The sequence below is a fragment of the Lysobacter sp. Root690 genome (assembly GCF_001427785.1).
Classification (GTDB): domain Bacteria; phylum Pseudomonadota; class Gammaproteobacteria; order Xanthomonadales; family Xanthomonadaceae; genus Lysobacter.
The window spans coordinates 389,642-402,135 of sequence record NZ_LMHM01000012.1 but is presented as its reverse complement, the minus strand read 5'-3'; the positions used below and the strand labels follow the sequence as shown (position 1 = coordinate 402,135).

Annotated in this window: 14 protein-coding genes; 2 read left to right on the top strand and 12 right to left on the bottom strand. The window is 67.4% G+C overall.

The annotated features are described in order from the left end of the window. Positions 1–172: 172 nt before the first annotated feature. Positions 173–556 (bottom strand): hypothetical protein, encoded by a 384-nt coding sequence (locus ASD86_RS09580; protein WP_056109805.1) that lies wholly within the window; start codon positions 554–556, stop codon positions 173–175. Positions 557–859: 303 nt separating this feature from the next. Between ASD86_RS09580 and ASD86_RS09575 the strand changes: the two genes are divergently transcribed. Next, positions 860–1,219: a hypothetical protein gene (locus ASD86_RS09575; protein WP_056109803.1), complete on the top strand. Its 360-nt coding sequence runs from the start codon at positions 860–862 to the stop codon at positions 1,217–1,219. Positions 1,220–1,331: 112 nt separating this feature from the next. On the opposite strand, the gene ASD86_RS09570 is transcribed toward ASD86_RS09575, so the two are convergent. Both ASD86_RS09570 and ASD86_RS09565 read right to left on the bottom strand, forming a co-directional pair. Beyond that, positions 1,332–2,162, bottom strand: coding sequence for an alpha/beta hydrolase (locus ASD86_RS09570; protein ID WP_056109801.1), 831 nt, complete (start codon positions 2,160–2,162; stop codon positions 1,332–1,334). 55 nt (positions 2,163–2,217) lie between these two features. Further along, positions 2,218–2,916: a pirin family protein gene (locus ASD86_RS09565; protein ID WP_056109798.1), complete on the bottom strand. Its 699-nt coding sequence runs from the start codon at positions 2,914–2,916 to the stop codon at positions 2,218–2,220. Between the two features lie 101 nt (positions 2,917–3,017). On the opposite strand from ASD86_RS09565, the gene ASD86_RS09560 reads away from it, so the two are divergent. Further along, on the top strand, positions 3,018–3,938 hold the full coding sequence (locus ASD86_RS09560) for a LysR family transcriptional regulator (RefSeq protein ID WP_056109796.1): 921 nt from the start codon (positions 3,018–3,020) through the stop codon (positions 3,936–3,938). Between the two features lie 36 nt (positions 3,939–3,974). Here ASD86_RS09560 and ASD86_RS09555 read toward each other — a convergent pair whose 3' ends face one another. From ASD86_RS09555 to ASD86_RS09515, 9 genes are all read right to left on the bottom strand, one after another. Further along, the gene (locus ASD86_RS09555; RefSeq protein WP_056109795.1) at positions 3,975–5,612 is read right to left on the bottom strand and encodes an ATP-binding cassette domain-containing protein; all 1,638 of its coding nucleotides are present in this window, start codon (positions 5,610–5,612) and stop codon (positions 3,975–3,977) included. 166 nt (positions 5,613–5,778) lie between these two features. Then, on the bottom strand, positions 5,779–7,182 hold the full coding sequence (locus ASD86_RS09550; RefSeq protein WP_082578217.1) for a HAMP domain-containing sensor histidine kinase: 1,404 nt from the start codon (positions 7,180–7,182) through the stop codon (positions 5,779–5,781). Continuing rightward, positions 7,179–7,919 carry a response regulator gene (locus ASD86_RS09545; RefSeq protein ID WP_036113045.1) on the bottom strand — a complete coding sequence of 247 codons (741 nt, stop codon included), beginning with the start codon at positions 7,917–7,919 and terminating at the stop codon, positions 7,179–7,181. Before ASD86_RS09545 ends, ASD86_RS09550 begins: the two co-directional genes overlap by 4 nt. A gap of 128 nt (positions 7,920–8,047) precedes the next feature. Beyond that, on the bottom strand, positions 8,048–8,557 hold the full coding sequence (locus ASD86_RS09540; RefSeq protein ID WP_056110663.1) for a thioredoxin family protein: 510 nt from the start codon (positions 8,555–8,557) through the stop codon (positions 8,048–8,050). A gap of 68 nt (positions 8,558–8,625) precedes the next feature. Beyond that, complete coding sequence (locus ASD86_RS09535; protein WP_056109791.1) at positions 8,626–9,297, bottom strand: ferric reductase-like transmembrane domain-containing protein; 672 nt, start codon at positions 9,295–9,297, stop codon at positions 8,626–8,628. After that, the gene (locus tag ASD86_RS09530; protein WP_056109790.1) at positions 9,287–10,054 is read right to left on the bottom strand and encodes a putative DNA-binding domain-containing protein; all 768 of its coding nucleotides are present in this window, start codon (positions 10,052–10,054) and stop codon (positions 9,287–9,289) included. Before ASD86_RS09530 ends, ASD86_RS09535 begins: the two co-directional genes overlap by 11 nt. Then, positions 10,047–10,898 (bottom strand): DUF692 domain-containing protein, encoded by an 852-nt coding sequence (locus ASD86_RS09525; RefSeq protein WP_056109788.1) that lies wholly within the window; start codon positions 10,896–10,898, stop codon positions 10,047–10,049. The genes ASD86_RS09530 and ASD86_RS09525 overlap by 8 nt, the downstream gene beginning before the upstream one ends. Before the next feature lie 62 nt (positions 10,899–10,960). Further along, positions 10,961–11,518: a hypothetical protein gene (locus ASD86_RS09520; protein ID WP_056109785.1), complete on the bottom strand. Its 558-nt coding sequence runs from the start codon at positions 11,516–11,518 to the stop codon at positions 10,961–10,963. Positions 11,519–11,609: 91 nt separating this feature from the next. After that, entirely contained in the window at positions 11,610–12,251 is a 642-nt protein-coding gene (locus ASD86_RS09515) for a DoxX family protein (protein WP_235567708.1), read from the bottom strand. Between the last annotated feature and the right edge of the window lie 243 nt (positions 12,252–12,494).

Here is a 12,494-nt window from a genome sequence, read left to right as displayed (position 1 = left end):
GATGACGCGATGTGACGCGTGTTGCGATTCGTGCCTCACGCCTTCGATCCATTCGTCAACGCTCGCGCGGCGGACCGACCGTTGCTCCGCGCGGAACCGATCCGACCACGCGGAACCATCAACGCCCTGCCGTCATGGGACGAATGCACTCAACCGCCGCATGCGTTCGCGCTCACCGCCCCGATGGCGCGAACCACGACTTTCCGGGGGCGGTAAACAGCAAGTACAGGCCAACGCCGTGCGCGAGCAGTTGAACGGCGATGGAGGCCACCTCGACATTGGAAATCGAAACGCCCTGCTTCGCGGCGATCAACGGTACAGGCAACGCAAGCACCGTGAGAACCAGATAGGTGATGCGCGCCCAGTTCTTTCCGATGGAGATGAACTCGATCAGGAACACCGTGAACAGGGCCGCCACCACACGCACCGCGATCACGATGCCCGGCGGACGCGGCCCGAAGTCGGAGCTGATGAAGGGCGCGGCCAAGGTGAGGACCAGCGCGACGTAAAACAATGCGACAGCGATGCGGACCTGGGAAGGTTTCTTGCTTTTCATAGGGTCGTCCTTGATTTTTTGGCGTACGCAGTATTGGGGGCGACACGCAAAGTGTCCAGGCAGACTCATCGAAGAGTGAATTACTGCTTAGACATGGGCGAAAGCGATCAACCCCTGCTTTTTCCCATGCTTCAATCGCAACAACGCAATGTTTGCCGAGATCAGTCCGCGCATAGCGCCTACCTTTTATAAAGACAAGCTGCAGTAACTCGCAGCAATCAGCCTCTTGCGCACGACGCGGCGCAGCGCAACCCCGACGATCCCGATCGCGGGCCGCGCATGTAGGCGGTCGGCGGGACGAACGTGCCCACCACGCCGTACATGGTGTATTTTCTCGCGGATTTACGCACCGGCCCGTATGTGATCGGCGTGGGCGGCCTGCGCGCGGACGTGATGCGGGAGGTCAAGGAAACCACCCGACGAATCTGTGCGGCCGACGATAGCTACCTGCCCGCGTTTTGTCTGGTCTGGTTCGAGCGAATGCCAACGCATTCGGGCGCGCGCGCGCGCGCGGCGCAGATTCGGCGTTGGCCGCATCGCTGGCAACGCCGCCTGATCGAGTCGGTCAATCCCGACTGGTGGGAACGCTCGCAGATGGAAACGGGATTTCCCCGCGAGTTCTGGCAGGCCGTTCCGGAAACGCTGCCACCGCCGAAACGTTGAACGACGACGCTCCTGCGTCTTTCCGACAGCGCGTCGCGATGCGTGCAAACGCGCACGCCGCAGCGTGAGCCGCCGCGGCGTGCGCATGAAAGCATGCAAGCTACGCTTCAGTTCAAGACTTCAGGAACGCCAGCAGATCCTGATTGAGCTTGTCCTTGTGGGTGTCGGTCAGGCCGTGTGGCGCGCCCGGATAGACGATCAGCTTGTTGTTCGCGATCAGCTTGGCCGAAGCGCGCCCGGCCGCGTCGATCGGCACGACCTGATCGTCGTCGCCATGCACGATCAGGGTGGGAACGTCGAATTTCTTCAGGTCCTCGGTGAAATCGGTGGCCGAGAACGCGGCGATCGAGTCGTAGGTGTTCTTGTGCCCGCCCTGCATGCCCTGGGCCCAGAACGAATCGATCATGCCTTGCGACTTCTTCGCGCCTTCGCGGTTGAAGCCGAAGAACGGGCCGCTGGCGAGGTCCTGGTACAGCTGCGAACGGTCGGCGATCGAGCCCTCGCGCAGGCCGTCGAACACTTCGATCGGCAGGCCGCCGGGGTTGGCATCGGTCTTGAGCATCAACGGCGGCACCGCGGATATCAGTCCGGCCTTCTTGACCCGCGCGGTGCCGTGGCGGCCGATGTAGCGCGCCACTTCGCCGCCGCCGGTGGAGAAGCCGAACAAGGTCGCGTCGCGCAGGTCGAGGTGTTCGAGCAACTGGGCCAGGTCGTCGGCGTAATGATCCATGTCGTTGCCGTCCCAGGGCTGGCTGGAACGGCCGTGGCCGCGGCGATCGTGAGCGATGGTGCGGTAGCCGTTGGAGGCGAGAAACAGCATCTGCGATTCCCAGCTGTCGGCGCTCAACGGCCAGCCGTGGCTGAACACCACCGGCTCGCCGTCAGCCGGGCCCCAATCCTTGTAATAGATCTCTACGCCGTCTTTGGTGGTGAAGGTGCCCATGGTGTCGCTCCTGTGATCGATGAAAGGGGTTGCCTGGAGAATGCGGTGTACGCGGTTACGGCGCGGTGTCGACCAGCACCAGTTCGGCGTCTTCGAGCGCGGTGACCCGGATCGAGGCTTGATCGCGGATCGCGGCGCCATCACGCGCCTGCACGCGCACGCCGTCGACCTCGACCACGCCCTTGGCCGGCACCAGATAGCCGTAGCGGTTGTCGCCGAACACGTATTCGGCCGACTCGCCGGCGGCCAGGGTCAGGCCGAGCACGCGCGCATCGGCGCGGATCGGCAGGGTGTCTTCGTCGCCCTTGCCGCTGGCCAGCACCACGAAACGTCCTGCGCGGTCACCCTTCGGAAAGGGCTTGGCGCCCCAGGTCGGCGCGCCGCCGCGCTGATCGGGAATGATCCAGATCTGGAAGATGCGGGTGGTTTGCGCCTCCAGGTTGTACTCGGCGTGCTGGATGCCGCTGCCCGCGCTCATCACCTGCACGTCGCCGGCTTCGGTGCGGCCGCGGTTGCCGAGATTGTCCTGATGGCTGATCGCGCCGTCGCGGACGTAGGTGATGATTTCCATGTCGGCATGCGAATGCGGCGGGAAGCCGGTGTTGGCCTGGATGGTGTCGTCGTTCCATACCCGCAGCGCGCCCCAGCCCATGCGGGCGGCGTCGTGGTAGCCGGCGAAAGCGAAGTGGTGCTTGGCGTCGAGCCAACCGTGGTTGGCGCCGCCGAGGCTGTCGTAGGGGCGAAGTTCGATCATGGCCGTGGTTTCCGTGGGTGTGTGCTGTTGACCGACACGATAGGCGTCCGCGATCGGGTTTAGAATGGAACCGATGGAAAACTATCGTTTCCAAAAACGACATGAATAAGCTGCCCGACCTGGAAGCCTGGGCGATCTTCGCGAAGGTCGCCGAAACCGGATCGTTCGCGCGCACCGCGGCCGAGTTCGGGCTGGCGCAGGCGACCGTGTCCAAGGCGGTCACGCGCCTGGAGACGCGGCTGAAGACGGTGCTTTTTCATCGAACCTCGCGGCGCATGTCGCTGACCGAAAGCGGCCGCGGCGCGCTCGAACGCGCCAGCCGCATCCTCGCCGAGGGTGAGGCGGTGGAAGCGGAAATCACCGCCCAGGCCAAGAGCCCCAGCGGCCAAGTGCGGATCGCGGTGCCGATGTCGTTCGGGATCGCGCATCTGTCGCCGTTGTTGCCGGAGTTCATGAAGCGCTATCCGGACATCGCGCTGGAGATCGTGTTCGACGACGGCGTCACCGATCTGGTCGGCGGCGGCTACGACCTGGCGCTGCGCATTTCGGCGCTGGCCGATTCGAGCCTGCTGGCGCGGCGGCTGTGCGGCGTGCGCATCGTGCTGGTGGGTTCGCCGGCCTATTTCGAAACGCATGGACGGCCGAGCCACCCGCGCGAACTCAGCGAACACCGCGCCTTGCTCTACACCTATTCGCGCTTCGGCAATGCCTGGCGTTTCAGCCACAGGCGCCAGGGGGATTTCTCGATCAGCTTGCCGACGCCGTTGCGGGTCAACAACGCCGAGGCTCTGAATCCCGCGATTTTGGCGGGACTAGGCTTGGCGCTACAACCTGAATTCCTGGTCTGGCGCGAACTGCGCAACGGCAAGCTGGAGATGGCGATGCCGGAGTGGTCGCCGCCGCCGATCGCGTTGCACATCGTCACCCCGCCGGGCCGCATGCGCCCGCAACGGGTGCAGGCGCTGATCGATTATCTGGCGCGCAAGTTCGAAAAGGCGCCATGGGCCGATCCGGACGGTTGATCGTGTCGTCGGCCGCATCGGTGCGGGCACGAACGCTCAGTGCACCTCCCGCAACCGCCCTTGCGCCAGGCGCAGGCGACGGGTGATGCCGATGGCCTCGATGAAACGCTCGTCGTGACTCACCACCAGCAACGCGCCTTGATAGGCACGCAGCGCGGCTTCGAGGTCCTCGATCGTGCTCAGGTCGAGATTATTGGTCGGCTCGTCCAACAACAGCAGTTGCGGAGCCGGCTCGGCGTGCAGCACGCAGGCCAGGGAAATGCGCAGGCGTTCGCCGCCGGACAGCTCGCCGACCGGCAACTGCGTGCGATCGCCGCGAAACAACCAGCGCGCAAGCAGGTTGGCGCGTTCGAGCGGCGGCAGTTGCGGGGTGCAGGCGGCGAAGTTCGCCGCTACGCTCGCCGATGGATCCAGCGCGTCCAGGCGCTGCGACAGCGAGGCGATGCGCCCGGTGCCGCGATGGATCTCGCCGCCGTCCGGCGCGCGTTCGCCGGCGATCACCCGCAGCAGACTGGACTTGCCCGCGCCGTTGGCGCCAAGGATCGCAATCCGTTCCGGCCCGCGGATGGCAAGGTCGACGCCCGCGTCCGCGAACAGCGCGCGCCCGCCATGCGAGACCTGCAACCGCTTGCCGCTGAACAACAACCGGTCCGCGGGGACGCGCGTCGCCGGCAGGCTCAAGTCGAGTTCGGTCGCTTCGCGCAACCCGCGACGGGCCTGGCTTAAACGCTGCCTCGCCGCCTCGACCCGGGCCGAATGCACATCCGCCGACTTGCCCGCGGAGACCTGCGCGCCGCGCTTGCGGTTGCCGGCGACGATGCGCGGCAAGCCGGCGCTGGCCAGCGAACGGCCGGCGTTGCCGGCGCGGCGTTCGGCGCGTTCGTGCGCCTGTTGCTGCTGGCGCTGTTCGCGCTTCACCTGCTGGCGCAGGTTGCGCACGTCCTGCTCCGCGGCCTGGTTTTCGGCCTCGACCGCGGCTTGGTAGACGCTGAAACCGCCGCCGTACACGCGCAGCACGGACGGCCCGATCTCGGCGATCTGGTCCATGCATTCGAGCAACTCGCGGTCGTGGCTGACCACGATCAAGCCGCCGCGCCAAGTCTCGATCAGACGATACAGATGCTGCCGCGATGCACGGTCGAGATTGTTCGACGGTTCGTCCAGCAACAGCAGGTCGGGCCGGCGCAGCAATTGCGCGGCGATACCGAGCGCGACGATTTCGCCGCCGCTGAAACTGTCCACACGCCGCCGCAGGGCGATGTCGTTCAAACCCAAGCGGGCTAGGTCCGCGTGGGTGCGCTCCTCGATGTCCCAGTCGTCGCCGACGGTCTCGAACAGCTCAGGCTCGGTCCGGCCCGCGGCGATCGCCTGCACGGCGTCGAGCCGGGCGCGAATGCCCAGCACGTCGGCGACGCTGGCATCGCCCGACAGCGGCAGGTGCTGCGGCAGGTAGGCCACGACCCCGTGGGTCTCGATCTGCCCGGCGGTGGGCTTGAGCTGCCCGGCCAGCAAGCGCATCAGCGTGCTCTTGCCGCTGCCGTTCGGCCCGACCAGCCCGCTGCGCTGCGGGCCGAAGCCGCACGACAGCCGGTCGAACACGGGCGTGCCGTCCGGCCAGGAAAAACTCAGGTTGGAAGCGCGCAGGTAGAAAGCGCGGGGGTAAGCATCCGTCATCGACGATCTCCATCGGTGCCGCGCGGGCGCGAGCCATCGCGCGGCGGCAGACCCGGACCGATCCGCGGCACGCCGCGTTGGACGCGGGGTTGCGGATGGGTCGGCGTGAGGTCCCGAAGAGTCGTTGGATTACATGTAGGCGGCCGCTGCATGCTTGGCTCGTATTCTACCGCGCCGCGGCGCCCGGGCCCGCGATGCGCAGGATCGCTTCCAGGCCACCGCCGTCGCGATTGCGCAACGTCAGCGTGGCGCCGATCGATTCGGCCAGTTGCTGGGCGATCGCCAGGCCCAGGCCGGTGCCGCCGGTGCTGCGATTGCGCGAGGCTTCGAGCCGGTAGAACGGCTGCATCACCTTGCCCAGTTCGTCCTCGGGAATGCCGGGGCCGCGATCGCGCACCTGGATGCGCACGCCGCCGGCCGGGTCGTGATCGAGCTCGAGTTCGGCCGCGCCGGCGTAGTGGATCGCGTTGTCGATCAGATTGCCGACGATGCGACGCAACGCATGCGGACGCGTGATTACCGGGCCGTCGACGCGGCCGGCGAAGGTCACCGGCCGGTCGGTGTCGAGGTAATCGCAGACCAGGCTGTCGAGGAAAGCATTGAGGTCGATCCGCACCGCCGACTCCGACGCGCCGTGCGCGCTGCGCGCATACGCGATGCCTTCGCGCACCAGATGCTGCATCTGGCCGAGGTCGTCGAACATCTTGTCGCGCTCGCTCGATTCGTCCATCGCCTCGGCGCGCAACTGCATGCGGGTGATCGGCGTCTGCAGATCGTGCGAGATCGCCGCGAGAATCTGCAGGCGTTCGCGCATGTAGTGGGCGATGCGGTCCTGCATGGCGTTGAACGCGGTGATCGCCTGCGCCACTTCGGTCGGACCGCCGACCGGCAGGCGCTCGCCCTCGCCGGCCGGGTGCAGGGTTTCGGCGGCTTTCGCCAGCCGGCCCAACGGCCGGGTAGCCAGCCGCACCGCGGCCCAGGTGCAGAGCAGCAGCAGCGCCAGCTGGATCGCGAGCACGTACGGCAGCCACTTCGCCAGCGGCATCACCGACGGCCGCACGTCGATGACCATCGCGGTGCCGTCGCTCAATTTCAACCGCACCTGGAAGTGCTCGCCGTCGCCGGGCACCGCGGTGGCGCGGGTCGGGTAACGCGGGCCCAGGGCGCTGGCGATCATCTCGGCCATGTCGCGCGAGGTGCCGCGGAGCGGTGATTCGTTCTGCGCGCTTGCCGCGGCATCGCCCGTCGCGCCGTTGTCCAGCATGTAATGAAACGTGCGCCGCCGCAGCAGCGGCAGCCAGCGTTCGCGTTCCTGCGGCGGCAGCCGATCGAGCAGGTTCACCGCGACCACCACGTCCTGCTCCAGATTGCTCATCAGCATCGAAGTCGCCGCCGTGTAGCGCTCATAGAACAGCAGGCCGAACGACAGCGCGTGTGCGATCAACAGACCGCTCAGCAGGATCAGCGACAGGCGCGAGGCCAAGGTGCGCGGCAGCCAGCGCGAGCCGGCGGGTACGGTCGGCGCCGGCGCCGCAGTCGCATGCGTGCTCGTGTTCGTGTTCGTGGTCATTCGCCGTCCCCCAGCAGGCTCACCGGCATGCTGAACACATAGCCTTCGCTGCGCACGGTCTTGATGTAGCTCTGCTCGCGCGCATCGTCCTGCAGGCGCTGGCGCAGGCGGCTCACCAGCAGGTCGATGGAGCGTTCGAAATGTTCGGCGTCGCGGCCCTGGGTCAGGTTGAGCAGTTGGTCGCGGGTCAGCACGCGGTTGGCGTGATCGAGAAACACGTGCAGCAGGCGGAACTCGGCGCCGCTGAGTGCGACCACGGTGTCGTCGGGATCGAGCAGATGGCGCGCGGTGGTGTCCAGGCGCCAGCGTCCGAACGCGATCGTGCGGCTGGCCTGGGTGACCTGCAGGTTCGGCGGCAGCATGCGCGTGCGCCGGATCACCGCCTTGATCCGCGCCAGCAGTTCGCGCGCGGCGAACGGCTTGGTGACGTAATCATCGGCGCCCATCTCCAGGCCGATGATGCGATCGGTCTGGTCGTCGCGCGCGGTCAGCATCACCACCGGGATCGCGCGGTGCTTGCCGGCGCGCAGGTTGCGGCACAGGGTCAGGCCGTCTTCGCCGGGCATCATCAAGTCGAGCACGATCAGGTCCACCGCGTGGGTGTCGAGCAGCGCGCGCATCTCGCGGCCGTCCGCGGCAACGGTGGCGCGCAGGCCGTTCTTGTGCAGATAGTCGGCGACCATCTGGCGGATCTCGCGGTCGTCGTCGACGACCAGGATGTGATCTACGTGGTCCATGCGGGGCCTGTGCGATGCGCGGTGGTGGATGGAGCCGGCGGCGGAACTTTGATTGGGATTGTGCCACCGCGCGGCGGCGACGCTGCGGCAACGGCTCACGGATGTCGCCCGCTCCACCGCCGTGCCGCTCAGCGCTGCGCCAGCAGCGCGCGGATCCGCGCGTCGGTGACCTCGTACTCGCCTTCGCCGTAGTGGCGATAGACGATGCGGCCGTCGCGATCGATCAGGTACAGCGCCGGCCAGAAGCGATTGCCGTAGGCGTTCCACGTGGCGTAGGCGTTGTCCTGCGCGACCGGGTAGTCGATGCCCAGGCGCTTGATCGCGGCTTGCAGATTGCCCGCGCTGTGTTCCTCGTCGTACTCCGGCGTATGCACGCCGATCACCACCAGTCCCTGGTCGCGGTAGCGCTCGTGCCACTGCTTCACATGCGGCGCGACGTGCAGGCAGTTGATGCACGAGTAGGTCCAGAACTCCACCAGCACCACCTTGCCGCGCAGGCCGGCCAGGCTCAGCGCCGGGGTGTTGAACCAGCGCTCGATTCCGGCGAATTCCGGCGCGGCCACGGCGCGCGCCGCGTCCGCATGCGCGGCCGGGGTGCAGGCCGCGGCGCTCAGGCACAGCGCCATGCCGGCGAGCATCGACTTCCACAAGGCGCGACCGGTCGAATCGGGGACGCGTGCGATAGCGGCGGTTGCGGGCAACGACGTCATGACGTGGGCTCCAGTGCGTTGGGGAAGGACGAGGCGCGGTCCAGCGAGCGGGTCCGCGCCTGTTTGCGCTTGTTGGCCTGCGCCCACTTGCCGACCAGGCGCACCGCGACGGCGGCGCACAGAATCGAGAACGGAATCGCGTACAGCACGCTCATGCTCGGAATGCGCTTGAAGAACGAGTAGCCGAAGATCGCTGCGATCACCCAGATGCCGGCGGTGTGCAGGCGCTTCCACGCTGCCGCGGTCATGTGGCGCGAGGCGAAGCGGAACGAGGTCAGCGCGAGCAAAGCGATGAACACGTAACCCAGCGTTCCCGGCGCATTGGTCACCGCATTGCGGCCGGGCCAGAACTGCGGGTTGAGCACACCGTAGGCGACGATCGCCAGCAGATGGACGATGTGCGAGAACGCGAACGACAGGCCGATGTAGCGGCGTTCGCGCATCAGGCCGCGGGTGAAATCGTTCGGCACCAGCGCGGCCAGCGAGGACGCCACGAACGCGAGCAGGAACAGGGCGAACGAAGTGCGCGCGGTGGCGCGGATCACCGAACGCACCGCTTCGGTGGTATCGGGATTCAGCGCCAGGATCAGCGCCGACATCGCCAGGATCGACAGGCCGATCAGCCAGAACAACGACCAGCCGCTGGGGATTCGGGATTTAGCGTTCATCGCATGACTCCGTTGCAAGATGGGTACCCAGGACCACGCCCTGCTCGCGCAGTTGCCGCAGCAGGCTCAGGCCATGGGTATGAAGTTCGTCGGCGTCGCCGCCGGTTTGCGCGGACAACGCCGCGAGATGTTCGCGACCGCGATACGCGTTGACTTGCAGCGAGGTCAGCAGGTGGTAGGCCAGCGGCGCGATGCGGGCGAACCGCACCTGGTGGTCGCGATCGCGATGCACGAGCAAGGTAGTGACGTGCGGCGGCGGTGCTTTCGGAATGTCGGTAGGACCGATCTCCAGCACCGGCCAGCGATACGCCAGCGGCATCGCCAGCGGCGACAGCAGCGGTCGGCCGTCGAGCAGATCGCCGTCCGGGTCGTGCGCCGGCGCTTGCGCATCGCTGATCAGCAGGGCTTGTTCCACCCATTCGTAGTGCGCGAGTTCGGGCAGCCACGGCGGCAGCTGCAGATCGTCCGCATGGGTTTCGATGAAGTCGACGAACTCGCCGGCGATGCGGGTGAACAGCGGCGTGCGGCTGCGATGGCGGGCGTAGAACGCCTGCACCAGCGAGGTCCAGGCCGCGGCGCCGAGGGTTTGCCGGATCACCGGAAAACCGCCGCCCAACAGGCTGTCGATCGAGCCCTGGAACAACTCGCGGTACACCCGCATGCGCCGCGCTTCGATGCCGGGCGGCGACGGATGGCGGGCTGGGTCGCGCAGATGACGTGCGAGGACGTATTGCTGTTCGCGCAGAGTGTCATGCATGAGCCGGCTCCGGTTGCGCGATGCCGACGTGCGCGGTCTGCATCGCGCGGATGCGCTGGGTTTCGGCCAGCAGTTCGGGCAGCGGCGGGAAATTGAAATCGCGTTCGAGCAAGGTCGGACGCACGCCGAAGCGGCGGTAGGCGCCGTCCAGCAGCGACCACACATCGGCCTTGACCGGCGCGCCGTGGGTGTCGATCTTGAGGTCGGCCGCTTCATCGAAGTGACCGGCGATGTGGTACGAGGCGATGCGCTCGCCGGGCAGGCGGGCCAGGAAGGCCTGCGCGTCGTAGCCGTGGTTGATCGCGTTGACGTAGAGGTTGTTGACGTCGAGCAGCAGGTCGCAATCGGCTTCGTCGAGCACGGCGCGGATGAAGTCGATCTCGGCCAGCGCCTGGTACGGCGCGGCATAGTACGACACGTTCTCCACCGCGATGCGCCGACCGAGCACGTCCTGCACCTGACGGATGCGCGCGGCAACGTGGCCGATCGCTTCGTCGGTAAACGGGATCGGCATCAGGTCGTACAGATGGCCGTCGTCGGCGCAGTAGCTCAGGTGTTCGCTGTACAGGCCAATGCCGTGGCGATCATTGAACTGGCGCGTGGCGCGCAGCAGGTCCATGTCGAGCGGCGCGCTGCCGCCCAGCGACAGCGACAGGCCGTGACAGCTCAGCGGGAACCGCGCGGACAATTCGCTCAGCGCGTCGCCGAATTGGCCGCCGACGCCGATCCAGTTGTCCGGCGCGACTTCGAGGAAATCCACCGCGGCGTCGTCCATCGCCCGCAGCGACGGCAGCAGACCGCGGCGCAGGCCGAGCCCGGCGGACAGTGAGGGAATAGTGCGCATGCTGGATCCCTTGATCGTTCGAAGGCGCCCCCGCGCCGAAGCGCAGGGGCGCGTGAATGCGCTTACTGGCCGCCGGGGAACTTCGCGAACAGGCCGGCCGGCATCGGCTTGCCGTTGGCCGCGTAGGTGGCCTTGAGGTAGTCGTAGGCCTCCTTCTCGGAGATGAAACCGTCGCCGTCGACGTCGAGCTTCGGGAAGTCGGCGGCGCGGGTCGGCGCGACCGCGAGGAATTCGGCGCGCGAAACCCGGCCGTCGCCGCTGCGATCGGTCTTGGCGAACGAGGCGTCGCCGCACTTGCCTTCGCCGCATTTGCCTTCGGCGGTCTTGCCCGCGGCCTTGGCGTCGGCGCCGCACTTACCCTCGCCGCACTTGCCTTCCGCGGTCTTGCCGGCGGAGGTCTTACCGGCGGTCTTGGCGTTCGCGCCCTTGGCCTTGTCGGCACCGCACTTGCCTTCGCCACACTTGCCTTCGCCGGCGGCGTGGCTGGCGGCGACCATGTAGCCCTGGGCGAGCGGCTGCATGGCGAAGGCGGATTGGCCGAGGACCAGACCGGCCAGGGCGACGCCAAGCATGCCGGCGGTGGTGGAACGCGAAGCGGAACGAGGGTTGTTGACGGACATGGTGATTCTCCGATGGCGCACGGCGAAGCCGCGCTGAGGTGGGCGCCGCGGATGCGGCGTGGGCGAAACGAGAGGAAGCAGCGCCGGGCGGTCAGGCGACGGCGGAGGACAATCGGTTCACGGCGTCGCGGCCGCGCCGCTTGATCGTCAGCGCGATGCCGGCGAACGCGAGGGTCGCGCCGACCCACGGCAGCAGCAGCGACACGGTCGCGCCGATACCGAGCAACACCACGCCCCAGGCGCGCGCATCGGCCGATGCGGCGGCGATCGGCGCGCGGCGCGATGCAATCAGCCGGTCCAGGCTCAGGCGACCACCGCCGCCGAGCATCAGCGGCAGCAGCATCGCCAGATAGATCAGCGGCAGCTTGTAGTTGCCGTGGCCCTCGTTGCTGATCGCATAGCCCTGCCACAGCTCGGCCAGGCTCGACCAGTCCGACGGCCAATGCACCGCGTAGATCGCGACCACCGTCAGCACCCACAGCGCGGCGGCGACGTAGCGCGTGCCCAGGCCGAGCAGCAGGGCCACGGCCCCGGCCAGTTCCGTCCACGTCGCCAGGGTCCAGTTGAGATCGGCACCGAGCAGCGAGAACGGCAGCGGAAACTTGTCGCCGAGGTCGGCGAACCAGTTGTCGCCCTGCAGCTTCTCGCGGCCGGCTTCGAAGAATTCCCAGGCCAGCAGGACGCGCAGACCGAGCGGGGCGAGCCACGGCGCGACGCCGTCGACGCGGGACATCAGGGGCGCTGCGGGGGTTGAGGCGACAGACATCGGGATTCCTTGAAGAGGCGGACCATGCGTTCCGGTGACGCCATTTCAAGGTCGCGGGGTATCGCCCCGGTGTCAGCCGACCCAGGGATTTGTCTGCAAAGGTGGCTGTCGCGGCGGCGGATACATTGCGATACAAATCCGCGGGGGCCGGGTTGGAGAGCGTGCGGGACCTCGATGTCCGCCCGGTTCGCGGCGCCGGCCCGGTAAAGC

Coding starts and splice junctions, on each gene's coding strand:
- ASD86_RS09565 (WP_056109798.1), bottom strand. CDS start 2,916: ATGATCGAACTTCGCCCCTACGACAGCCTCGGCGGCGCCAACCACGGT.
- ASD86_RS09550 (WP_082578217.1), bottom strand. CDS start 7,182: ATGACCACGAACACGAACACGAGCACGCATGCGACTGCGGCGCCGGCG.
- ASD86_RS09555 (WP_056109795.1), bottom strand. CDS start 5,612: ATGACGGATGCTTACCCCCGCGCTTTCTACCTGCGCGCTTCCAACCTG.
- ASD86_RS09530 (WP_056109790.1), bottom strand. CDS start 10,054: ATGCATGACACTCTGCGCGAACAGCAATACGTCCTCGCACGTCATCTG.
- ASD86_RS09580 (WP_056109805.1), bottom strand. CDS start 556: ATGAAAAGCAAGAAACCTTCCCAGGTCCGCATCGCTGTCGCATTGTTT.
- ASD86_RS09560 (WP_056109796.1), top strand. CDS start 3,018: ATGAATAAGCTGCCCGACCTGGAAGCCTGGGCGATCTTCGCGAAGGTC.
- ASD86_RS09515 (WP_235567708.1), bottom strand. CDS start 12,251: ATGTCCCGCGTCGACGGCGTCGCGCCGTGGCTCGCCCCGCTCGGTCTG.
- ASD86_RS09545 (WP_036113045.1), bottom strand. CDS start 7,919: ATGGACCACGTAGATCACATCCTGGTCGTCGACGACGACCGCGAGATC.
- ASD86_RS09570 (WP_056109801.1), bottom strand. CDS start 2,162: ATGGGCACCTTCACCACCAAAGACGGCGTAGAGATCTATTACAAGGAT.
- ASD86_RS09525 (WP_056109788.1), bottom strand. CDS start 10,898: ATGCGCACTATTCCCTCACTGTCCGCCGGGCTCGGCCTGCGCCGCGGT.
- ASD86_RS09540 (WP_056110663.1), bottom strand. CDS start 8,557: ATGCTCGCCGGCATGGCGCTGTGCCTGAGCGCCGCGGCCTGCACCCCG.
- ASD86_RS09520 (WP_056109785.1), bottom strand. CDS start 11,518: ATGTCCGTCAACAACCCTCGTTCCGCTTCGCGTTCCACCACCGCCGGC.
- ASD86_RS09535 (WP_056109791.1), bottom strand. CDS start 9,297: ATGAACGCTAAATCCCGAATCCCCAGCGGCTGGTCGTTGTTCTGGCTG.